Annotated in this window: 21 protein-coding genes and 1 pseudogene; 8 read left to right on the top strand and 14 right to left on the bottom strand. The window is 58.2% G+C overall.

The genetic code is table 11. The features are described from left to right. Window positions 1–145: 145 nt before the first annotated feature. A complete protein-coding gene (locus LA5095_RS30835; protein ID WP_055391800.1) occupies window positions 146–820 on the bottom strand; it encodes an NnrU family protein in 675 nt (224 codons plus the stop codon). A 200-nt stretch (window positions 821–1020) separates the two neighbouring features. On the opposite strand from LA5095_RS30835, the gene LA5095_RS30830 reads away from it, so the two are divergent. The 8 genes from LA5095_RS30830 (at window position 1021) to LA5095_RS30795 (ending at window position 11147) form a co-directional block, all read left to right on the top strand. Then, the gene (locus tag LA5095_RS30830; protein WP_055391799.1) at window positions 1021–2250 is read left to right on the top strand and encodes an NnrS family protein; all 1230 of its coding nucleotides are present in this window, start codon (window positions 1021–1023) and stop codon (window positions 2248–2250) included. A gap of 200 nt (window positions 2251–2450) precedes the next feature. Beyond that, on the top strand, window positions 2451–4598 hold the full coding sequence (locus tag LA5095_RS30825; RefSeq protein ID WP_144436230.1) for a 4Fe-4S binding protein: 2148 nt from the start codon (window positions 2451–2453) through the stop codon (window positions 4596–4598). A gap of 30 nt (window positions 4599–4628) precedes the next feature. Then, window positions 4629–6539: a TAT-dependent nitrous-oxide reductase gene (nosZ, locus tag LA5095_RS30820; protein ID WP_055391797.1), complete on the top strand. Its 1911-nt coding sequence runs from the start codon at window positions 4629–4631 to the stop codon at window positions 6537–6539. 3 nt (window positions 6540–6542) lie between these two features. Next, window positions 6543–7826 (top strand): nitrous oxide reductase family maturation protein NosD, encoded by a 1284-nt coding sequence (locus tag LA5095_RS30815; RefSeq protein ID WP_082442598.1) that lies wholly within the window; start codon window positions 6543–6545, stop codon window positions 7824–7826. Then, window positions 7823–8728: an ABC transporter ATP-binding protein gene (locus LA5095_RS30810; protein WP_055391796.1), complete on the top strand. Its 906-nt coding sequence runs from the start codon at window positions 7823–7825 to the stop codon at window positions 8726–8728. Before LA5095_RS30815 ends, LA5095_RS30810 begins: the two co-directional genes overlap by 4 nt. A gap of 3 nt (window positions 8729–8731) precedes the next feature. Then, complete coding sequence (locus LA5095_RS30805) at window positions 8732–9562, top strand: ABC transporter permease (RefSeq protein WP_055391795.1); 831 nt, start codon at window positions 8732–8734, stop codon at window positions 9560–9562. Beyond that, entirely contained in the window at window positions 9559–10107 is a 549-nt protein-coding gene (locus LA5095_RS30800; protein WP_055391794.1) for a nitrous oxide reductase accessory protein NosL, read from the top strand. Before LA5095_RS30805 ends, LA5095_RS30800 begins: the two co-directional genes overlap by 4 nt. Next, the gene (locus tag LA5095_RS30795) at window positions 10104–11147 is read left to right on the top strand and encodes an FAD:protein FMN transferase (protein ID WP_055391793.1); all 1044 of its coding nucleotides are present in this window, start codon (window positions 10104–10106) and stop codon (window positions 11145–11147) included. The genes LA5095_RS30800 and LA5095_RS30795 overlap by 4 nt, the downstream gene beginning before the upstream one ends. 204 nt (window positions 11148–11351) lie before the next feature. On the opposite strand, the gene LA5095_RS30790 is transcribed toward LA5095_RS30795, so the two are convergent. The 13 genes and pseudogenes from LA5095_RS30790 to LA5095_RS33365 all read right to left on the bottom strand — a co-directional run. Continuing rightward, window positions 11352–11588 carry a hypothetical protein gene (locus LA5095_RS30790; RefSeq protein WP_055391792.1) on the bottom strand — a complete coding sequence of 79 codons (237 nt, stop codon included), beginning with the start codon at window positions 11586–11588 and terminating at the stop codon, window positions 11352–11354. Further along, window positions 11585–12328 (bottom strand): CbiX/SirB N-terminal domain-containing protein, encoded by a 744-nt coding sequence (locus LA5095_RS30785; RefSeq protein WP_055391791.1) that lies wholly within the window; start codon window positions 12326–12328, stop codon window positions 11585–11587. Before LA5095_RS30785 ends, LA5095_RS30790 begins: the two co-directional genes overlap by 4 nt. After that, entirely contained in the window at window positions 12285–13817 is a 1533-nt protein-coding gene (locus LA5095_RS30780) for a nitrite reductase (RefSeq protein ID WP_055391790.1), read from the bottom strand. Before LA5095_RS30780 ends, LA5095_RS30785 begins: the two co-directional genes overlap by 44 nt. Then, on the bottom strand, window positions 13792–15012 hold the full coding sequence (gene nirJ / locus LA5095_RS30775) for a heme d1 biosynthesis radical SAM protein NirJ (RefSeq protein ID WP_055391789.1): 1221 nt from the start codon (window positions 15010–15012) through the stop codon (window positions 13792–13794). The genes LA5095_RS30780 and nirJ overlap by 26 nt, the downstream gene beginning before the upstream one ends. A 3-nt stretch (window positions 15013–15015) precedes the next feature. Further along, a complete protein-coding gene (gene ahbB / locus LA5095_RS30770) occupies window positions 15016–15504 on the bottom strand; it encodes a siroheme decarboxylase subunit beta (RefSeq protein WP_055391788.1) in 489 nt (162 codons plus the stop codon). After that, entirely contained in the window at window positions 15501–15956 is a 456-nt protein-coding gene (locus LA5095_RS30765; protein WP_055391787.1) for an Lrp/AsnC family transcriptional regulator, read from the bottom strand. The genes ahbB (LA5095_RS30770) and LA5095_RS30765 overlap by 4 nt, the downstream gene beginning before the upstream one ends. Continuing rightward, complete coding sequence (ahbB, locus tag LA5095_RS30760; protein WP_055391786.1) at window positions 15953–16942, bottom strand: siroheme decarboxylase subunit beta; 990 nt, start codon at window positions 16940–16942, stop codon at window positions 15953–15955. The genes LA5095_RS30765 and ahbB (LA5095_RS30760) overlap by 4 nt, the downstream gene beginning before the upstream one ends. A 3-nt stretch (window positions 16943–16945) precedes the next feature. Further along, on the bottom strand, window positions 16946–18109 hold the full coding sequence (locus LA5095_RS30755) for a cytochrome D1 domain-containing protein (protein ID WP_055391785.1): 1164 nt from the start codon (window positions 18107–18109) through the stop codon (window positions 16946–16948). Beyond that, window positions 18106–18411, bottom strand: coding sequence for a c-type cytochrome (locus LA5095_RS30750; RefSeq protein ID WP_055391784.1), 306 nt, complete (start codon window positions 18409–18411; stop codon window positions 18106–18108). The genes LA5095_RS30755 and LA5095_RS30750 overlap by 4 nt, the downstream gene beginning before the upstream one ends. Further along, entirely contained in the window at window positions 18404–19201 is a 798-nt protein-coding gene (gene cobA / locus LA5095_RS30745) for a uroporphyrinogen-III C-methyltransferase (RefSeq protein WP_055391783.1), read from the bottom strand. Before cobA ends, LA5095_RS30750 begins: the two co-directional genes overlap by 8 nt. Window positions 19202–19318: 117 nt before the next feature. Then, window positions 19319–19741 carry a cupredoxin domain-containing protein gene (locus LA5095_RS30740; protein WP_208992927.1) on the bottom strand — a complete coding sequence of 141 codons (423 nt, stop codon included), beginning with the start codon at window positions 19739–19741 and terminating at the stop codon, window positions 19319–19321. Between the two features lie 54 nt (window positions 19742–19795). Then, window positions 19796–20950 (bottom strand): ethylbenzene dehydrogenase-related protein, encoded by a 1155-nt coding sequence (locus LA5095_RS33370; RefSeq protein WP_235808804.1) that lies wholly within the window; start codon window positions 20948–20950, stop codon window positions 19796–19798. Window positions 20951–21040: 90 nt separating this feature from the next. Continuing rightward, a pseudogene (locus tag LA5095_RS33365) lies at window positions 21041–21595 on the bottom strand (NapC/NirT family cytochrome c); the annotation flags it as partial. Between the last annotated feature and the right edge of the window lie 3 nt (window positions 21596–21598).

The raw sequence follows: 21598 nt of genomic DNA, 5'->3' as shown, positions 1-21598 counted from the left end.
CGGCGATTTCGAGGCCGGTTTCCGGCTCTGTATCGACCGGTTCAGGGAAATCTTCAGGTAGGACCTTTCAGTCTTCCTGAAGCAGTCGCCCGGTGCCCTCTCCCGGCACCGGGCGTTTTTTTTGGGTTTCTTGCAGGCGCCATTGTTATGCAAACGGATAAACGCCGGCAAAATAGGGATGCAGATGCGCCAGACCAACATAGGCGAACAGACCGACGAGCAATCTGATCAAGGTGCCGCCGGGGTTTGAAAGTTGGGTCAGGTGAGCGGCCCTGGCGGCATTCAACTGCCGTGACCAGTCTTCGCCCATTTCCCGCTTGCGCCGCCTGTCGATGAGTTTCATGCCTAGAAGGGAGAATATGGCGAACGCTCCGAACAGGATCGCATGTGCAAGATTTCCGTTTGGAACCAGGTGTGCGATCGACCACAGGAACAGTGCGACAAGAATAGGATGTCGCATCCATCGGACGATACCCGGCCTTTGCGGATCGAAGCGCTCGTTATGTGCACCGCCAAAGGAAAACGGATTTGGTACGGCAACACCGAATGCCGCAATCAGGCAGGCCGGTAGCATCGCGATGATCGGAACCCAGTTTTGCCAGGGCTCCCAACTCCAGAGCTCGACATAAGGCGCTGCTTGCGCCGCTTCTATCATCCACCACAGGATTGCCAGGGAAAGCAGCGAGTAGGCAGCGGAAAAGCCGCGGGGGGTCAGAAACCTTACCAGAACCGGGCGGACCGGTGGCCGGACGAGCACCATATGCGAGGCAAAGAAGACTGCGAAGGCAGCCGTATAGTTGATCCAACCATTTTCAAGCATTGCGTTTTCCGGATTTGACTGGTGTTGGTGCAGATTCAGGGAGGGAATGTTTTATGAATGTTACAGTCAAGTTTTTTGGGCAGACTTGACGATTGTCAAGACATTCGCGCCTCAAGCCTGTGACCATGCCTCTCTCCAGGTTGTCGCTCGCATGACGGGCAGGTGACCTCATTGCTGGAATTCCACCACGAGGCACGTTCATGGCCGCAGCCCTCCATTCACCAGACGTCAAAGGACCGCGCCGGTTCCCAACGGTCCTGACGGCCGGTTTCCGATTCTACTTTCTGTCTGCCGGCCTGTTTGCAGTATTCTCAATGCTCGCCTGGACGCTCTGGCTGGCAGCACAAGCGGCCGGTGGTGATGTTGCGACGGTTCCGATGTCGATGGCTCCGCATCTGTGGCATGCCCACGAAATGCTTTACGGCTATACGGTTGCGGTCATGGCCGGCTTCTTTATCACTGCTGTTCCGAACTGGACAGGCACCAGGGAGGCAGGCAGGGTATTTGTCACGGCCAGTGGTTGCGTCTGGTTGTCGGGGCGTCTGGGCATCTGGTTTTCAGGGGTTTTCGATCCGGTCGCCGTAGGCCTAGTTGATCTTGCCTTCATTCCGATATTGTCGACTGCAATTCTCGGGCGCCTTGCAAAAAAGTCCCAGGCGAGAAACATGATCTTCCTGTTTCTGCTCACGGCGCTCTTCCTCGGCAATCTTCTGATGCATCTCGACTGGATCGGCTGGAGCAACAATACTGCGGAAGCCGGTGTACGGGTTGGCATTTTCGCAAGCGCCGCAATGATCGCAATTGTCGGCGGCCGGGTTGTTCCGGCCTTTACCCGCAACGCGCTCAACCGTGAGGGCTACGGGGTCTCCCTGCCGCAATCAAATGCCTGGCTGGATCGGGCCGGTATTCTCCTTGCGCTTTTGGCGACACTTGGAAGCCTTCCCTTCGTACCGGAGGTTCTGTTCGGATCGGTCTGTTTTGCAGCCGGAGGAGTAAACCTGGTGCGTTTGTCGGGTTGGCGGGGATGGGCCGTGCGCAAGAGCCCGATCCTGTGGATCCTGCATGTTGCCTATCTTCTGCTGGCGGTTGGCTATCTCCTTTATGGCAGCGCGCTGATGCTGTCATTTATGAGCGAAACCGCGGCTCTTCATCTGCTTGCGGCAGGCGCAATCGGCAGCATGACACTCGCCATGATGACCCGGGCATCGCTCGGGCACAGCGGAAGGCCGCTCAAGGTTTCCCGACCGATCGCACTTGCCTACCTGATGGTCGTCGCAGCAGCTCTCACCCGCAGTTTTGGATCGCTCGCTTTCGATTATTTCCCGGTGATGCTGGTGTCCGGTTTTTTGTGGACCGGAGCTTTTGCACTATTCGCCTGGGTCTACTTTCCGATCCTTGCCATGCCCAGGCCTGCAAGCCGGTCTGATTGACCCGGGTACGGTATCGCCGCGGACGGTGGTGCGGCGGACAGGTCAAATTCAGCGGCACTTGACTATCGTCAAGACTCTCTCCGGCGCGAAAGCGGAATATCGCGGCAACGTCAGACAAGACACATGTCGGAGCGCTCGAAGTGCGTCCACTTTTTCACATACTCGGTCTCTTCATACTGCTTGCCGGCCTGGCATTGCCGATGTCGCATGGCTCTGTTGCCCTTGCCGCCGATGGACTGGTCGCCACCTTTTTGGCCAAGGTTCAGCCGGAGGATATGGTCCCTGGCGCCGACAGTTTCGGCGCTTTGCGGGAAGATGTTCCGGTCGTCCCCGCTCTCAAGCGCGGGGAAACCATCGGTTGGGTTTTCCTGACATCCGACTTTGTTTCAACCACGGGATATTCAGGCAAGCCGATTCACACACTCGTCGGCGTGGATCAGGATGCGTTCGTCACCGGTGTCCGGTTGGTCAAGCATTCCGAACCGATCGTGCTGATCGGTATTCCGGACTCGAAAATCAGGGCGGTTACGGAAGGTTACGCGGGTCTTGATCTCAGGCAGGAAGCCGAAAGCGGTGGCTCCGCGCACGAACTCGATATCATTTCCGGTGCCACTGTCACGATCATGGTGATCGACGATTCCATCGTTCGCTCCGGGCTAAAGGTTGCCCGTGCTCTCGGTCTTGGTGGCCTTGCTCCTGAAATTGCCGACAAGGGCCCGAAGAAAGAGATTGATACCGGCCACCGGGACATTCTTGACTGGATGACATTAACGGGCGACGGCTCCGTGCGCCGCATGTCACTCGATGTTGCCCAGGTGAATGCAGCCTTTTCCAGGCAGGGCGATCCGCGCGCAGTCGCCCGCCCGGAACCCGGGCCTGAAACAGACACTTTCATTGATCTCTACATGGCACTTGCCGATGTGCCCACGATCGGCCTGTCATTGCTGGGGGAAGCTGAATACTCCAATTTGAAGAAGCGCCTCAAGGAAGGTGAGCACGCGCTGCTGGTAATGGGGCGCGGGCGGTATTCCTTCAAGGGATCTGGCTATGTCCGGGGGGGCATCTTCGACAGGATCCAGATGATCCAGCACGACGTTTCTGCCCGGTTCTTCGACAAACAGCAGGCCCGTGTCGGCGGGGTTGTCGCCGAAGGTGCGCCCACTTTCACCGAGATGGACCTCTTCATCATCCCGGCAGATATCGGCTTTGACCCGGCCAGGGATTTCCGCCTGCAGCTCCTCGTGCAGCGTGCTGTCGGGCCGATCGACAAGGTTTTTCTGACATTCGACCTCGGATACCAGTTGCCGGACGTTTACCTGAAAACCGTCCCGGAGACGGTGGAGACGGTCCAGCAGACGACTGCCGGAAACGATACGACCAAAGTCAGTGGTGCGGAGGAACTCTGGAAACGGATCTGGAAGGGGCGCGTATTCGACATCAGCGTGCTCGCAGCAGCGATGGGCGTGCTGACCCTGGTGTTCTTTTTCCAGATGCAGGTGACGAAAAACGAACGTTTCACGTTCTGGTTCCGCATCGGTTTCCTGACATTCACGCTTGTCTGGCTCGGCTGGTTTGAAAATGCGCAGCTTTCCGTCGTCAACGTCCTTGCATTTTTCTCCTCGATAACCAGTGAATTCAGCTGGGATGCGTTCCTGATGGACCCGCTGGTGTTTCTTCTCTGGTTCTCGGTGGCAGCGGCACTTCTGTTCTGGGGACGGGGCGCATATTGCGGCTGGCTATGCCCCTTCGGTGCCCTGCAGGAGCTGACAAACCGTCTCGCTAAACTGTTCAGGGTTCCGCAGATCGAGGTTCCCTGGGGTCTGCATGAACGTCTGTGGCCACTCAAATACATGATCTTCCTCGGCTTGTTCGGACTGTCCCTCTATTCGCTGGACGTTGCCGAACACTACGCAGAGGTCGAACCGTTCAAGACAGCGATTATCCTGAAGTTCCAGCGTGCCTGGCCATTTGTCCTGTTCGCGGTTGCCCTGCTGGTCGCAGGACTGTTCATCGAGCGTTTCTATTGCCGGTACCTGTGCCCGCTGGGTGCGGCACTTGCCATTCCGGCAAGGCTTCGGATGTTCGACTGGCTGAAGCGCTACCGCGAGTGTGGCAATCCCTGCCACCGCTGCGCCAAGGAATGCATGGTCCAGGCCATTCATCCGGAAGGCAACATCAATCCAAACGAGTGTCTGAACTGCCTGCATTGCCAGGTTCTCTATCAGCACGATCAGAAATGTCCCGTCTGCATCAAGAAGCTCGCCAAGAGGCGGCGTTTCGAAAAGCAAACCGGGCTTGTACAGCCGGAGGCGTCCGCCAAATCGGAAGAGCCGGCTCCGGTTCGATAAACACCTTCACAGGCCATAAGGAGATTAGCCATGAAGGAGAAGGAAAATAATCTGGGCATGTCCCGCCGAGATCTGTTGGGCGGTACCGCAAAGACAGCCGTGGTGGCAGGCGTGGGAGCGGTTGCTGTTAGCGGCGCCAATCCCGCCTTTGCCCAGGGTGATCATCAGAAATTCGAAATGGCGCCGGGTGAACTCGACGAATACTACGGCTTCTGGTCCTCCGGGCAGGCGGGAGAGTTGCGTATTCTCGGTGTTCCGTCGATGCGCGAGCTGATGCGGGTACCGGTTTTCAATCGCTGTTCGGCGACAGGTTGGGGACAGACCAACGAGTCCCTGAAAATCCTGACCGAAGGTCTCCTTCCCGAAACGAAGGCTTATCTCGCGGCTCAGGGCAAGGTCACCTACGACAACGGCGATCTGCACCATCCGCACATGTCTTTCACGGATGGCACGTATGACGGGCGCTACATCTTCGCCAACGACAAGGCGAATACGCGCGTTGCCCGCATCGACTGCAACACGATGAAATGCGACAAGATCATCGAGATCCCCAATGCGCATGACATCCACGGAATGCGGCCGCAGAAATATCCGCGCACGGGCTACATCTTCGCCAACGGCGAGCATGAAGCGCCGCTCGTGAACGACGGCAAGATCCTGGATGATCCGTCACAATACTCGTGCATTTTCACCGCCATCGACGGCGACGAGATGAAGGTCGCATGGCAGGTGATCGTGTCGGGTAACCTCGACAACACCGACGCCGACTATCAGGGCAAATACGCGTTTTCCACCAGCTACAACTCGGAAATGGGCACCAACCTTGCCGAAATGACCGAGAGCGAACTGGATCATGTTGTTGTCTTCAACATCAAGGCGATCGAGAAAGCAGTTGCGGCCGGCGATTATCAGGAAATGAAGGGTGTCCCTGTGGTTGATGGCCGCAAGGAAGCCAAGTCACAGTTCACACGATACATACCGATCCCCAACAGTCCGCATGGCTGTAACGCGGCACCGGACAAGAAGCATATCGTCATCAACGGCAAGCTGTCCCCGACGGTTTCCATCATCGATGTCACCAAGGTGGACGCACTGTTTGCCGACGATGCCGACCCGCGCTCCGCGGTCGTGGGCGAACCGCAGCTCGGCCTCGGTCCGCTGCACACCGCTTTCGACGGTCAGGGCAATGCCTTCACGACGCTGTTCCTGGACAGCCAGGTTGCGAAGTGGAACATCGACAAGGCCATACGCGCCTATGCCGGTGAGGAAGTCGACCCGATCATATCAAAGGTCGATGTGCATTATCAGCCGGGTCACAACTCCACTTCCATGGGTGAAACCGCGGAAGCGGATGGCAAATGGCTGATTTCGATGAACAAGTTCTCCAAGGACCGCTTCCTGAATGTCGGCCCGCTGAAACCGGAGAACGAGCAGTTGATCGACATCTCCGGCGATGACATGAAGGTCGTTCACGACGGCCCGACATTCGCCGAGCCGCATGACAGCATCATCGTTCACCGGTCCAAGGTGAATCCGGCAATCGTGTGGGACCGGTCCGATCCGATCTTCCAGGACGCAATCAAGCAGGCCGAGGCCGATGGTGTCGATCTGGAATATGCCGAAGACGTCATCCGCGACGGCAACAAGGTCCGGGTCTACATGCACTCGGTCGCTCCTACCTTCAGTCTTGAAAAGTTCACGGTGAAGCAGGGTGATGAAGTGACGGTCTATGTCACGAACATCGACGACATCGATGATCTGACTCATGGCTTCTGCCTGTCGAATTATGGCGTGGCCATGGAAGTGGCCCCGCAAGCAACGGCTTCGGTAACGTTCATTGCAGAACGTCCCGGCGTGCACTGGTTCTACTGCCAGTGGTTCTGCCATGCGCTTCACATGGAAATGCGTGGTCGCATGTTCGTTGAGCCAAGAGGAGCCTGATCCATGCAACGCGCCCTGAATGTCCTGACCGGAGGACTGGCTTTGTTTTGTTCGGCATTGGCGGTCTGCGGATCGCTGGCTGCCGCTGAACAGCTGGTTCCGGCAGAGCAGGGCGCCTTGCGCGAGGCAATCGAAAATGCGCAGGCCGGGGACGTTCTCCGGCTTGCTCCGGGAGATCACTCCGGTCCGGTGACGGTGGACAGATCGATCACCCTGACTGGCGAGGGCCTGGCAAGCATCGTCGGCAATGGAACCGGCAGCGTGATCACGGTCACCGCCCCGGACGTCACTGTCCAGGGGTTGACGCTGACCGGCTCGGGTCTTTCCCAAGAGACGCTTGACGCCGGGGTGAAACTCACGAAACAGGCTCACCGGGCGGTCGTTCGTGACAACAGGATACTCAACAATCTGACGGGAGTGGATGTTCACGGAGCCCGCAAGGCGACTGTTTCGAACAATCTGATTGAAGGTCGTCGAGACCTGCGCGTCAACGAACGTGGCAACGGCATTTACGTGTGGAACGCGCCGCACCTGCTGGCGGAATACAACACCATCCGTTTTGGCCGGGACGGGGTCTTCGTCAATACCAGTCACAAGGATACGTTCCGCAACAACCGCTTCGAAGATCTGCGGTTCGCTGTCCACTACATGCATGGCAACAGCGGTGTGATCGAGGGCAATGTCTCACGGAACAATGATATCGGCTATGCGCTGATGTTTTCCGATCGCCTGAAGATTAGAAACAACGTTTCTATCGGAGACCGCAACCACGGGCTGATGCTGAACTACGCCAACCGGGCCGAGATCGCCGGCAATATGGTCTCGGGCGGCGGTGAAAAATGCCTCTTCATGTACAATGCCAACAAAAACACAGTTACGGACAACCGGTTCGAGGGGTGTCCGATTGGTGTGCATTTCACGGCCGGGTCCGCCAAGAACCTGTTTCAGGGCAATGCATTCATCCGCAACAGGACGCAGGTCAAATATGTGGGCAGCCGCGACCTGGACTGGAGCACCGACGGACGCGGAAATTTCTGGAGTGACCACGCCGCCTTCGACATGAACGGTGACGGGCTTGCCGATACGGCCTACCGGCCGAACGATCTGATCGATCAGGTCTTGTGGACCCAACCTTCCGCCAAGTTGTTGATGGGCAGTCCCGCAGTGCAATTGTTGCGCTGGACTCAGTCCCAGTTCCCGGCGCTTCTGCCCGGCGGAATTGTCGACAATGCACCACTGATGCAGCCGCCGGACCGCAAAGACCCCATTTCAGGAGTTCAGGGATGACGAATTCCACGCTGACCGTTCAGTCGGTCACCAAGCGCTTCAAGAGCCATATCGCAGTCGATCGGGTGTCATTTGCGCTGAGGCCGGGCGAGCGTGTTGCGCTGCTTGGCCACAATGGAGCCGGCAAGACCACCTTGTTCAAGATGGCACTCGGATTTCTAAAGCGTGACGAAGGCGACATTGCGGTCATGGGAGCCGCTCCCGGCAGCAATTCGGCCCGCCGGGTAACAGCTTATCTACCTGAATCCGTTGCGTTTCCAGCTGCATTGACGGGTGAGGAAATCGTTCGGTTCTATGCGCGTCTGAAAGGTGCAAATGCCGGCGGTGCCCTTGAACTTTTGGAACGGGTGGGACTGGAGGATGCCGCCAGGAGGCGGGTCGGCACCTATTCAAAGGGCATGCGCCAGCGGCTGGGTCTGGCCCAGGCGTTGATCGGGAAGCCGAAATTTGTTCTCCTTGACGAACCGACAACCGGTCTTGATCCGATATCCCGTCAGAACGTTTATGAACTGATCGGTGAGGTCGCTGAACAGGGTGCGACGGTTCTCTTGTCTTCCCACGCATTGACCGAACTGGAAGCTCGAACTGACCGGATCCTGATCCTTTCGAAAGGACAGTTGGTCGCCGATGATGAATTGGGGACACTGCGGGCACAGGCCGGTCTGCCGATCCGGCTGAAGGTCTGGACCAAACCGGGGGCGGTCCGGGAAGTCGCCGAGCAACTTGGTGCAGGCAAGATGAACGGCACGTCCGTGGAACTCGATTGCGGCCTCGACGACAAGGTTCGCACGCTGTCGGCCATAAGTGCACTCGGCAATCTGGTCGAGGACGTTGATGTTCACGCTCCGAGCCTGGACGATGTCTATCGTCATTTTTCAAATACAGCCCAGAAGGAGGCATAAGACATGCTCTCCCGTGTCCTGACAATTGCTGCCCAGGAAATCCGGATTGGCATCCGCAATCGCTGGATCCTCCTGGCAACCCTGATCCTGGCGGTCTTTTCCCTGGCACTCGCCCTGCTCGGCTCTGCGCCGGCCGGATCGCTTGGCGTGGACCGCCTGACGATCACAGTCGCTTCGCTGGCGAGCCTTTCGGTTTATCTCGTGCCGTTGATCGCCTTGCTCCTTGCCTTTGACGCGATCTGCGGAGAGATCGAGCGCGGCACGCTGCTCATGACGTTCTCCTGTCCAATATCACGGCCGGAGTTCCTGCTGGGCAAGGCCATCGGTCATACTCTGGTCCTGACCTTCGCTCTGGTGATTGGCTATGGCATGACCGCTGCTCTGCTGGTTTCGACGGGAACCGGTTCGCTGGCCGGGCTCGCAGACTTTTCCCGGTTGATTGCAACATCTGTGTTGCTTGGCGTCTGCTTCCTTGCAATCGGTTACGTGCTGAGTTCGTTGACCCGTCAATCGGGTACGGCTGCGGCTGCCGCGATCGCCGCCTGGCTTGTTCTTGTCGTCCTGTATGACCTGGCGCTCCTCGGTGCGCTGGTGGCAAATCCCAGCGGGATCTTTGCTTCCCAGGTCTTTCCATATGCCGTGCTGCTCAATCCGGCAGATGCGTTCCGTCTTTTCAATCTCGCAGCGCTGGGTGCGAGCGATCTGGTCGGCGGCATGGCCGGTGTCTCCGAGGCGTTGCCATTCGACCCTGTTTTGGCTCTCGCATCTCTCGTCTTGTTTGCCGGCATGGCATTGACGGCATCGGCAGTTCTCATTCGGAGGATAACGCCATGAAACGGCACGTTCTGTTGTTCCTCGCACTCGGGTTGCTGGCCGGATGCCAGGAAGACGTGGAAATTGCGAGACCGGCAGCTTTGGAGCTGACCCCGGAGGCGGCGGGGCACTATTGCCAGATGACGGTTCTGGAACACGATGGTCCCAAGGCGCAGATCCACCTGACCGGTAACCCGTTTCCCTTCTGGTTCACCCAGGTGAGGGATGCGGTCGCATTCATGCATTCACCTGAGGAACCGAAGAACATTGCCGCAATTTATGTAAATGACATGGACAATGCGGACAGCTGGAAGGAGCCGGGATTTGACAACTGGATTGAAGCCGAGGCGGCCTGGTTCGTCGTGGAAAGCAAACGGGCCGGGGGCATGGGCGCGCCCGAGACGATACCGTTCGGAACTGAAGAAGGCGCACAGGGATTTGCAGCGGCCAATGGCGGTCGGGTTCTTCGGCTTGATGATATCCCGGTTGACTACGTTCTGGCGCCGGTCGAACTCTCGTCGGCCGACCAGTTGACGCACGGCACATCGGGCGAGGCGGCAAAATGACAGGGGAACCCGCATCGGCAGGGCGCATGAACAGAAGGCGTTTCATCAAGATCTGTGCCGTGGTTTCTGCAGGCACAATCCTGCCATCGACGATTGCACGGTCCGCACCTGACCTGCATCGCTGGAAAGGGATCGCTCTTGGGGCGGGTGCGGAAATCAATCTTGTTCACGAAGATCGCGCGAAAGCGCTGGATTTGTTCCGGCTTGTCGAAGCTGAAATCCGGCGGCTGGAGCAGGTTTTCAGCCTCTATCGTCAGGACAGCGAGCTTGTCCGGCTCAACAGCAACGGCCGCCTGCAGGCTCCATCCCTGGACATGGTCACCCTGCTCGGGCAGGCACACCGCATCCACACGCTGACGGGCGGCGCGTTTGATCCGACAGTACAGCCGCTGTGGGCATACCATGCGGAACTGGCAGCACATGGCGTCACGCCGGAAGGTGCAGAGGCAGAAAACGGCAGGCTGCAGACAATCCTGAACAACATCGGCTTTCAGCACGTCAACTATGAACCGGGAATTGTCGAATTCCGTCGCAAGGGCATGGCACTCACCCTGAATGGCATCGCTCAAGGCTACATCACCGACAAGGTCGCCGCCTTGTTGAGGTCGAGGGGATGCAGGGACCTGGTCGTTGACCTTGGCGAGATTTCGGCAACCGGACATGCCGGGGCTGAAGGAGAACCGGCCAGAAATGGCTGGCCATTGACACTCCGCCCCGATCCGGCACGTCCATCGGCACAGGTCAGGGTCGAGCTTGTTGATGCCTCTGTGGCCAGTTCGGCCAGAACGGGAACGACGTTCGACGAGACCGGCAGGTCATCTCACATTCTCGATGCGAGGACGGGTCTTCCGGTCAGAAGTGATCTGGAAGCAGCGAGCGTGATCGCGCGTTCGGCCGCATTTGCCGACGGGCTTTCCACGGCAGCCCTCGTTTGTGGTGAGCAGCGACTTGCCGATGCGCTCGGTCATGTTCAGGAAGCGAAGGCGTTTGTTGTGAGAAGCACCGGCACGGCAGGCTGGCTGAACGGGCGAAGCGGTTGAAATCACGCTTGAAAGAACTTACCCCAAAAGCCGTTTCCCGGGACGGCTTCTGGGGCTAATAAATTTCTGCTTGGAAACATGTTCTAAAAACATCATTACGTTGCGTTAGTAAACAGTTTCCTAATTTTAACGTTAAGATTGAGAGTTCAAGAAATCCCTTGAATTTTGCGGGGTCCGCACCAGTGGAGGGCATTTCGCGGATACTCATTTGCCGTCGGCTTCGTCCATGAGACCACGTATCCATTTTGCGGCCCACCACGTAGCGGGTATGCCCAGCGGTATGCTGAGCCAAACGGACATGACGGGTGAGATTGCCGGAAAGCCGAGCGCGATTCCGATCAGACCGAGGAGGAACAGGTTGATCGCGACCGCTCCGGCTGCAAACGGATAAAACACAATGGCCAATTTTTTGACAGACCAGGTATTGTCGACCTCGGTCATGCGGCTTCGCTCCTGATTGACGCGTTGCGCAGCGAGTTTGCAATCAGTTCGGGGATAAACGCGGCCTGTCCGATGCAGGGCAGCCGTACGCCCTGATAGCCGGCCGAATCCAGCGCCAGGGGGATATCTTCACGCACGTGCCCACCGGGTGCCGCAAAGAACGGTATTTCAACTGTCTGTTGATGACTGCCCGCTGCAGCTGACGCTAGATGAGGCGGCTCTTCGAGAAAACCGGTTCTGATGTCCCGAACAGGCAATACCCGGCGCAATGCGGTTGCAAACCGGTAGGTACATCTTGCAGCACGTGAACCGTTCGGGGACCCGTGTGCTGCGATGAGAATATCGGTAGCCTCCAGCAACCAGTTTCGCCGTTCGATAGCTCTGCATAACATCCTTGCAGTCAGTCCGGGCAATTCAGGAAGTGTTCCCAGAGGCGGCAGCTGGTAGGCGCTGAAGTTGGCAAGACGCGCGGGGAGGGCGGTTTGGGTGAACCAGCCATCGGTCATGAAAAGGGGAAAGACGAGCGGTGTGCCCGCGCATGCATCGATGGCCCGTTCCAGCGTGTCCGGTGCCGCCAGGGTCGCGGAACGGATCACCCAGCCATCGAGTTGACGAGCGACCTGTCGCGCAAGGACGTTCAGATGATCCTCGCCCGCCTGCGGCCTCGAAGGCTGACCGTGCGATACGATCAGGGCCTCAGTGACTGGTTCCTTCGGAGAAGGTGATCTTGTTCCAGACATTGTATTTTCCCGAAGGTTTGCGCATGGGCAGACGCCGGACTTCTTTCAGCGTGTCCGCGTCATAGACGATTACCGCGCCGTCATCCTCCCAGATGGACACCAGTGCATGGCTGCCGTCGCGCGTGAATTCGACATGGGCCACGGTCGCGCCTTCTTCCGGCCGGAGCGTTTTGACGATCTCCAGGCTCCCCTTGTCGATCACGTGCATGACGTCCTTGTTCGGACCGAAGAAAACATCCACCCAGACATAGGGTGAGTTTTCGTGGCTGCGCATGAAGAAGCCGGGACCGAGCGTCTCGATCTGCTTCACCGTTTTCCAGGTCTTCATGTCGATCACCGAGACCGTGCCGTCCTTGAGATGCGGCGTCGCCATGACGGTCGTGTCGCCGTATTTCCAGGTGATACCCGATCCCAGATGGGGCATGCCGGGCAGATCCAGATCGGCGATCTTGTGTCCGATGACAAGGTCGATCACCTGACCGCCGTCGCCACTTCGCGATGCGCCCATGACATACTCGTAGCTCTGGTCGAAGAAGAAATCGTCCAGATAGTCTGGAGTGGTGATTTTGCGAACCGGAAACGGCTTCGTGTGACGTGCCGGACCCTCGATGCGCCAATCGTGGGCGAAGCCGTAATGTGGCGGGTTGGGGCCATAAAACACTTCCCAGATTTCCGGCACGTCTTTCAGGGCCAGTACGAAGCTTTCGCGTGGCGGGGCCTGATAGACGGCGGAGATCCTGCTCGGAGTTCCATCCTTGCCCTTGATCTCCTGAACGGCGGCGACGCTCAGGTCTTCAGTTGAAAGAATTGTGAGCGTGTTCGGCAGATAGTTGGCTACCGCCACCCAGTTGCCGTCATGGCTCATGGCGATGTTGCGGCTGTTAAGACCCGCCCGGATGCGTCCGACTTCCTGAAGAGAGTAGAGGTCGTATTTCTGGACCCAGCCGTCCCGGGACATGATGAAGACATATCGGCCGTTCGGACTGAATTTCGGTCCGCCGTGAACGGCAAAAGGTGTCGGGAACCGGTCGAGCGTTTCGAAAGTATCGCCATCCAGCACACTGACATGATGATCGCCTGTTTCCACGACGAGCGTGATGTTGAACGGATCGGACGACCAGACAGGTTCGTCCGCCGGCCGATACTCAGGATTGAGTTCGCGGCTTGCCATGATTTCTTCGGTACCCCAGGGGGGGACGTCGTCGAGCGGTTGTTTCAGGTAAGCCGAAAGCGCGTCAATCTGTTTGTCGCTCAACAGGTCGCCGAAGGCAGGCATCTGCGTTGCTTCGCGGCCATCGCGGATCACCGAGATCAGATTGGGGCCGCGCATCCGGCCAAGCGTCTGCGGGATCAATGCGGGACCAATGCTGCCCAGACGGCCGGAACCGTGGCACTCTTGGCAGTTGTCCGCATAGTCCTGTGCCGGATCCGCCAGAGGTGTGGAAACCGCGATCAGGAGCGCGCTAAGCGAAACGATGAGCCGGATCATGGCGTTTTCCTCTGAATGGGGTCACGGTCAGGCGGTCGAAAGCATCGTCCAGCACGCCGATCTCGCTATCGCTGAGATAACAGGCCGGGTCTTCGGCCCAGGGATCGCCTGTGAGCTGAAGCGCACGAATGCGCGTGTTGCCGCCACAGACATCCTTGAGCGCGCAGGCACCGCACCGGCCCTTGAGTGGCCGCGGCCGCGTCCTGAGTTGCGCCAACATGGGATCGTCGCCGGTCCAGAGCGCTGAAAAAGGATCGGTCTTGACGCTGCCGACCGTGTAATCGGACCAGTAGGTGTCCGGATGCACGTTGCCGAGCGTATCGATGTTCGCGACGCCGAGACCTGCGGAATTGCCGCCCCAGGCCACAAGATGTGTCCTGACGTGATCTGCCGTTGCATCATCGAACTTTTCGCGGACCCAGTTCAGGAAATAGACCGCATCGGCATCATTGTTGCCGGTTACGATATCAAGTCTTCGTCCACCATTGACACCGGCCCATGCTCTCTCGAGCAGAAGATCCATCGCCCAGCGGGAGCGTTGATGCTCGGCGTCTTCACCGCGGTTCTTGTCTCCGCGCCCTGCATAGACCAGGTGAGAAAGATAGAATTTGTCGACGCCTTCGTCATCGCAGAGTTTCAGCAGGTTTGGCAGGTGCTTGTGATTGCCTTCCGTGAGTGTGAAACGCAACCCGACCTTGATGCCGCGGGATTTGCACTCCCGCACACCGCGCAATGCGTCTTCATAGGCGCCCTCGACGCCGCGAAACCAGTCATTGGTCGCACCGATACCGTCGATTGAAATGCCGACATAGTCGAAGCCGACCTCGGCGACCCGATCGGCCGTTTCGCCATGGAGCTTCGTCCCGTTGGTCGACAGTGCAAGCATGTGCACAAGGTCTCGGGCCCTGAAGGCAATGTCGAAAAGGTCCCGCCGGTCCATCGGCTCGCCGCCGGAAAGGATCAGGGCAGGAATCCCGAACCGCCCGAGGTCCTCAAGCGTTTCCATTGCCTGCTGGTGGGTCAGCTCTCCCGGAAAATCGACATCTGCGGAAACTGTATAGCAGTGACGGCATTTGAGGTTGCAGCGACGCGTCAGGTTCCAGATCACCACCGGTTTCACCGGTCTGTCGGTTCTCCGGACGCGAACCGGTGTCGGATTGGCAATTTGCTGCATGTATTCCGTCAGGCGAAACATGGTTCAACCTTTCTGGCCGCTCAGCCGCATTCCGGTCTTCTTCAGGATCCGGGTGGAAAACAGGATATCGCTTGCCCTGCAGGCTTCGCCGAGCAGGTCCGCAATCCTGTCCCGTTTGATCAGAACCTCTTCCCGGCTGTTGCCGTGCACCATGGCAAAGAGGTTATAGCGCCACACCGGAAGCGCCCGCGGGCGGCGATAGCAATGGGTGACGAACGACAATGATCCGACCTGCTCACCAAGCTCATCGACCACTTTGTCGTCGATGTCCCAGACCGACATTCCATTTGCCGTCATTCCAAGCCGGTAGTGATTGGGCGCGGCACCGATCCGTCGGATGATCCCCTGGGATTTGAGAGACTTCAGACGCGCCAGTAACTCGTTTTCGCTCATGTCGAGGGTTTCGGCGACGACCGCAAACGGTTGTGGCACCAGCGGCAGTCCGGCCTGTGTGGCTTCAATGATAGCCCTGTCTTTTGTGTCCAGTGTCATGCGTTTACCCGAAAGCCTACGAAGAATTCGCGTTTCTTGGGAAACAGGAGAACTTCAAGTCCCGTGTCGTGCTCGATTTCCTTGGCCGTTCTCATGATGTCGCCACGACTTTCGGTCGCCAGCACGAACCACATGTTCAGCCTGTGGTCCCGCTCATAATTGTGCGCGACTTCCGCATGGGCATTGACTTTGGTTAAGACGTCTTCGAACCGGTCTTCGGGAACCGACATGGCACAGAGGCAGAAGGCGCCGCCGAGCGCTTCGGCGTCGAAAAACGGGCCGAATCTGGTAAGAAAGCCGTCATCCCTGAGTTGCCGCACCTTGTCGACGATGTCCTGTTCTGACAGGCCAAGGTCGTCGCCGATCGTCGCAAACGGGTTTGAGACAAGCGGCAGGTCATCCTGGAGGCGGTTGATCAGCTGCCTGTCCAGCTTGGAGAGGTCCCGGGTCATGCTGCCCTCCCTTGCGGGGCAATCATCGCCCCGGTTTGCTTGAAGCAGCGGCTGGAAAACAGGATTTGATAGGGAACCCCCGCCAGTTCGGGCAGTCCGGAGGCCTGCGTCAGTGTTTCGAGCGCCTTGTTGCGGCTTTGCGCATGGATCATGCAATAGAGCCGGTATGGCCAGATGCCTTCCACCGGGCGGCGCTCGTAACAAAGGGTGACACCGGGATGTGCGGCAAGAGCCGGACCTGCCTTGTCTATGTGCCCAGACTCAATGTCCCAGACGACCATGGCGTTCGACCGCCAGCCGAGGGCACGGTGCCGGACGATCACGCCCAGACGCGAAATTATTCCCGCCTCCTGCAGCACGTAAATGCGCTCAAGCACCTCCTCTTCGCTCCGGTTCAGAGCCTGGGCAATCTGAAGATAAGGGCGCCTGGACAGCGGCATCCCGGTAGTGAGCGCCTGCAGGAGATCGTTGTCACCCTCCTGCAGGCGCTCTTTACGAACCGGCCGGGACGCTGGTGGCCGGTCCATTTCTCCGTTCAATCTGAATCCGAGATCAACGTTGAACGGTCTGACCAGTGGAAGGTCGAGAACGCGCAATCCGGTCTGTTTCTGGATGTCGTTCAAGACCCGGTTCACATGATCCCTGTCGGGCCCGGTGGCCACGAACCAGAGGTTCCAGTGATTTTCCCGCTGATAGGAATGGTTGACGCCGGGCTGGCCGCCGACGATTTCTGCAATGTCTTCCAGTCTTTCACCTGGTGCCGCGAGCGCTGCCAGTGTGCTCGCGGAGACCGAGTTCGGCGCGCAGGTCGCACCCACCCGGGTTATTCGTCCGGAAGCCTTCAGTTTTTCATACCTGCCGATAACGTCCGCTTCACTGCAGCCCAGTTCCAGGCTGATCCGTGAAAACGGTCGCGGCTCAAGCGGAAAGTTTCGCTGCCAGTCGTCAAGGAGTTTCAGATCAAGGGGATCGCCGATCCGTTCCATTGCTCAAAGTCCCGTTCTGTGCGCCCGTGAGGTGAAGAAGATGCCCGACGGGCTTTCCGCGTCGATTTCGCCTCGCTTTTCGAAGGTCCTCGTGTCGTAGATCATGACTTTTCCGGCATCGCGCACCGACACCCATACCTCGTGGCCGCGCGGGGTGAATTCCATGTGCAGAACCGCCTTGCCCGGTTTGAACTCGTGGACGATGTCTTTCGAGACCGTGTCGATGACCTGGATCGTATCGTTGAGTGGGTGAGCAAAATTCACCCATACCTGACGACCGTCCGGACGGGACATGGCAAACACCGGCTGCCCGTATGTGTCGGTCCGTCCTGTCTCCGAAAGATTGCCCGCGTCGATCCAGAGCACCTGGTGATGTCCGACCGCCGGCAGGACGAATTCCTGTCCCGCGCGGGCCCAGCCCTCAAGATGCGGCATCTTGTAGACCGGCAGATCCTTTTGGCCGCGGCCATATTCCGGCAGGACGCGGATTGGTTTTGGTTCGGGGTCCCAAAGATCGATCGCCGTCAGCCCGTCCTCACCAAAAAGTCCGGCAATATAGAGACGGCCGTCGCCGGTAATCAGGGCGTCATAAGGATTGGTGCCTATTTCCGTGATCTTTGTGACCTTGAGCTCCCGGGAAGAAAGATCCGCGATCCATGTTTCCCCTTCATCCCAAAGCGTGAAGACGAATTTCCGGCCGGGCGCGTCGACCAGGCCGATTGTCTTGGAGCCGGTCGGAATGTCGGCAACGAGATCCAGCGTTTCGGCATCGAAGATCCGCACGCCGCCCGGTTCATAGTTTGAGACAGCCACGAGCCGGCCATCATCCGAGATTGCGCCACCGATGGCATTACCGGACTGGACGACGCGATTGACGATCTTCTTTTCGGTGATATCGACCTTGGTCAGGCCACCATCCCGGCCGAAGACATAGGCGTATCGCTGGTCCGGGGAGTAGACGAGACTCGCATGAGACAGGTCACCCAGGCCTTCTATCCGAGAAATCACGGCGCGTTCGGACTGATCCACCAGAAGGAGTGAGCCGCTGGCGCGTTCAACCACCAGCCCCAGGTCACCGGTTGCAACGATTGTGTCAGCCTTGGCGGCACCTGAGAACACAGCTCCCGATATCGCAATTGCGAGAAAGACACCCCTGAGAGCATTCATTTCAATTCTCCCTGCAAGAGATATTCGGCAACCCGTTTCGCGTCCGCTTCACTCATCAAGGGACGCCAGGGCGGCATGGCGGTTTCCGGAATTCCGTCCAAAACGACTGTGGAAAGAGTCTCGACGTCATAGTGGGACAGTGATTGAGGCCTGATGTCCGGTCCAAGCCCACCCTTGAGTGTCAGCCCGTGGCAAGACCCGCAGTCCTGGTGGACAAGATCGACCAGGTCAGCCGACGGACTGGTCTCTCCCGCCAGAGCAGGCGTGCAACACAAAAGGCCGATGGCGAACAGTCTAGGCATGGGCCTGCTGTCCGGCGGCGATTGTGCGGCTTGAAACCGTCAGCAGGTCGGATTCGGAAGCTGGCCATTCCGAGCTGAGTGTAACGACCTTGCCAATGACAAAGAGGACTGGGGCTTTCAGGGCCGACGCACGAACATCAAGCGTAATTCTGCCGAGTTGTGAAAACAGTCTTGTCTCACGCGGGGTGGTTGCCTGTGCGATCGCCATGACCGGTGTCGTGTCACTCAGACCTTCGGCAACCAGACGCATTGCGATCTGTCCGATATTGGCAACACCCATGTAGATGACGAGCGTGGTGTCCTCGCAGGCAAGGCTCTTCCAGTCCAGGTCGAGAGACCCGTTGGCCTGCCTGTGGCCAGTGACATAGCGTACACCTGAAGCCAGACCCCGATGTGTCAGCGGGACACCGCTGACGGAAGCTGCCCCCTGTGCAGCGGTGATACCGGGTGCATACTCAACGCATATTCCCCGGGCCATCAAATGCGCGGCCTCTTCCGACCCCCTTCCGAAGATCAGTGGATCACCGCCTTTCAGCCGGGCCACGATCTGACCCTTCCGGGCAAATTCAAGCAGGATCTCGTTGATCCGTTCCTGTGGAACAGGATGGTTGTCCGGCGATTTGCCGACCGGAACCATTTGCGCACCGGCTGGCGCCATGGACAGGATTTCGGGAGAGACCAAACGGTCATACACGACCACATCGGCGTCCTGCAGCATGCGCACAGACTTGACGGTCAGCAATTCAGGATCGCCTGGACCTGCTCCGATGAGAAAGACTTTTCCAGTCATGAAAGACCTCGCTTCTCCTCAAAATTCTCTGGCTTATGGTCTCTTACTTCGCTTGCGATCTGCTTGATAATTGTCAAGGGTTCCGCCACTTTTTTCATCGAAATAAGATGTTTTTAATCAATGTGTTACGGTGATCATGCCGATCATCTTCTGGGTTTCCCAATGAGGGCCGCACAGGTAGTTCTGTGTCGGTCTGGCCGTCAGAAATGTGAATTCGAAGTTTTCTTCGGGAAAGAGGCGATCGGATTCCGGTACACCTTCTTCTTTCAGGATCACGCTGTGGCTGGTTCTCTTGTCGACATTCACCCAGCGGACTGTGGTTCCGACCGGCACGGAAAGGTTTTCCGGGCAGAATTTGTACTTGTACATTTTGACGACTGTTACGCCGTCCTCGTCCGCTGACGGGTGTCCGAACATGTCGACGTAGCGCGCTTCGGCTTCGGCACAAATTGCTGCGGTGTCTTCATCATCCGCAAGGACCGGAAAGGCGAATAGTGACATCAGCAGGAAAGCGGGAAGACGGGCCGTATTCAACAACATGCAATTTCTCCCTTTTGAACAAACGGGCGGCCGGTTTCCCGGCCGCCCGTGTGGCTACTGTTTGATCACATTGATCTGAGTCGCGTCGTCATCCAGCGCGAAACTGGTGTTCAGCGTTACATGGTGGAAGCGGGCCGCCGCGAAATCGTCATGGATCGCAAACCCGACCGTGTAGGTCTTTCCCGGTTCCAGCGGAACGTCGCCAGGTGCCCCGGAAGCAAGTGGCCGGGCGAACACGACGGTCCACACACCACCTGAGAGGTTTGCCTCAGCGGACATTTCACCGTCGTTGGCAACACGGCGGTCCAGCAGATAACCGTTGGAAGCCGTTCCGTCCGCATAGACCCTCAGCAGATCAAGGAAGGTGCCGTCCGCAAGCAGTTGGTCGATCTCTTCAGCTGTCTTCAGCTTGTCCCAACCACCCTGGGCCTTGCCGCGCCGGCCCTTGACCTCGACCTTGGTCCGGCTTTCGGTCAGATATTTGGTGATCGTCTCCTTCGCTTCGAGTTGTGCTGCAACATCGGCATTCGCGGCGATTGCCTCCGCCCCCGGATCGAATGGCATATACGTGTTGTCCGCATGGCATGAGGACCAGCATCCGGTCGTTTCGCCCATTTCGATGCCGGTTCCGGTGATCATCATGGCAACCTTGATCTGGTTGTCCGGATCCATTTTGCCACCGTCGACGAATGGCGCCGGGTTATGGCCGCCGTCCGGCCATTGGATCCGCACATAAAGATTTTCGTCGTCATGGGCAGCCTGAATGCTGGCATTGATCGTGCCGCGCTTACCCGGGATCGGGGTCGGTTCGATCTCGCCGCCGGCAACAATCTTGGTTCCGATTGCCTCTATTTCCTTCTCGTGGCAGGTCGTGCAGGCATCGCCCCCCTTTGTAAGCGGACGCGCACCGCCATGGGTTTTTCCGTTCTGGACCCATTCGAAGGAGGCCTGACCCGGATAGAACAGCGTCAAATCCGTTGCTGCGACCGAATTCCAGTCGATATCCGGGGCAACATTGCCACCGCCATCACCGGCTGCTGCGGTCTGGCTCGCACCGTTTCCTTCCGACTTGGCGCGTTCCTCCGCAACGGCGGCCTCCACAGCCGCTGCGATCTGGGTCTGAACGGCTTCCTGCTGCGCCTTTTGCGCAGCTTTCGCAGCTTCTGCCTCTCCGGCTTCCTTTGCCTCGATACGGGCAAGGCTGGCCATGTACTCTTGCGGAATTTCACGAATGAAGCCGGGATGGGGAGCCTCGAGTTCTTCCAGATACTCCTCGTCGGCCCGGTCACGCAGGTCAGAATGCGCGATGCCTTTGTGACAGTCGATGCAGGTCTGGCCATTGGACATGGCGTTCAGGTGCTGCTGGCGCGCGCGAGGTCTCTGGAATTCCGGCATCATCGATTCAAAATCGTGGCAGTTCCGGCATTCGCGCGAATCGCTGGCCTTCATGCGCTCCCACTCGTTCTTGGCGAGCTGGAGGCGCTTGGCTTCGAACTTCTCGAGCGTGTCGATGGTTCCCACCATCTTGCCCCAGAGTTCCTTGGAGGCCTGAACTTTCCGGATGATTTTGTGGGTCCAGTCCTTGGGCACGTGGCAATCGGAGCACATTGCACCGACACCGGACCGGTTCACGTCGTGGATCGTACCCTTGTATTCTTCGTAGACGAAGTCGCGCATCTCGTGACAGGAAATGCAGAATTGCTTGGTATTCGTGGCTTCCATTGCGGTGTTGAAACCGCCCCAGAAAATGATGCCGCCAACAAACACGGCTGCGACACCACCGATCGGCATTCCCCAGATAAGGTATCTGCGCCAGATCGGCTTTTTCTTGTCACCTTGGCTGCTCTCGGTCATGAC

The organism is Roseibium album (genome assembly GCF_001404515.1).
GTDB lineage: Bacteria > Pseudomonadota > Alphaproteobacteria > Rhizobiales > Stappiaceae > Roseibium > Roseibium album.
Note: the sequence above shows the minus strand (reverse complement) of the source record. Positions and strands in the feature narration are given on the sequence as shown.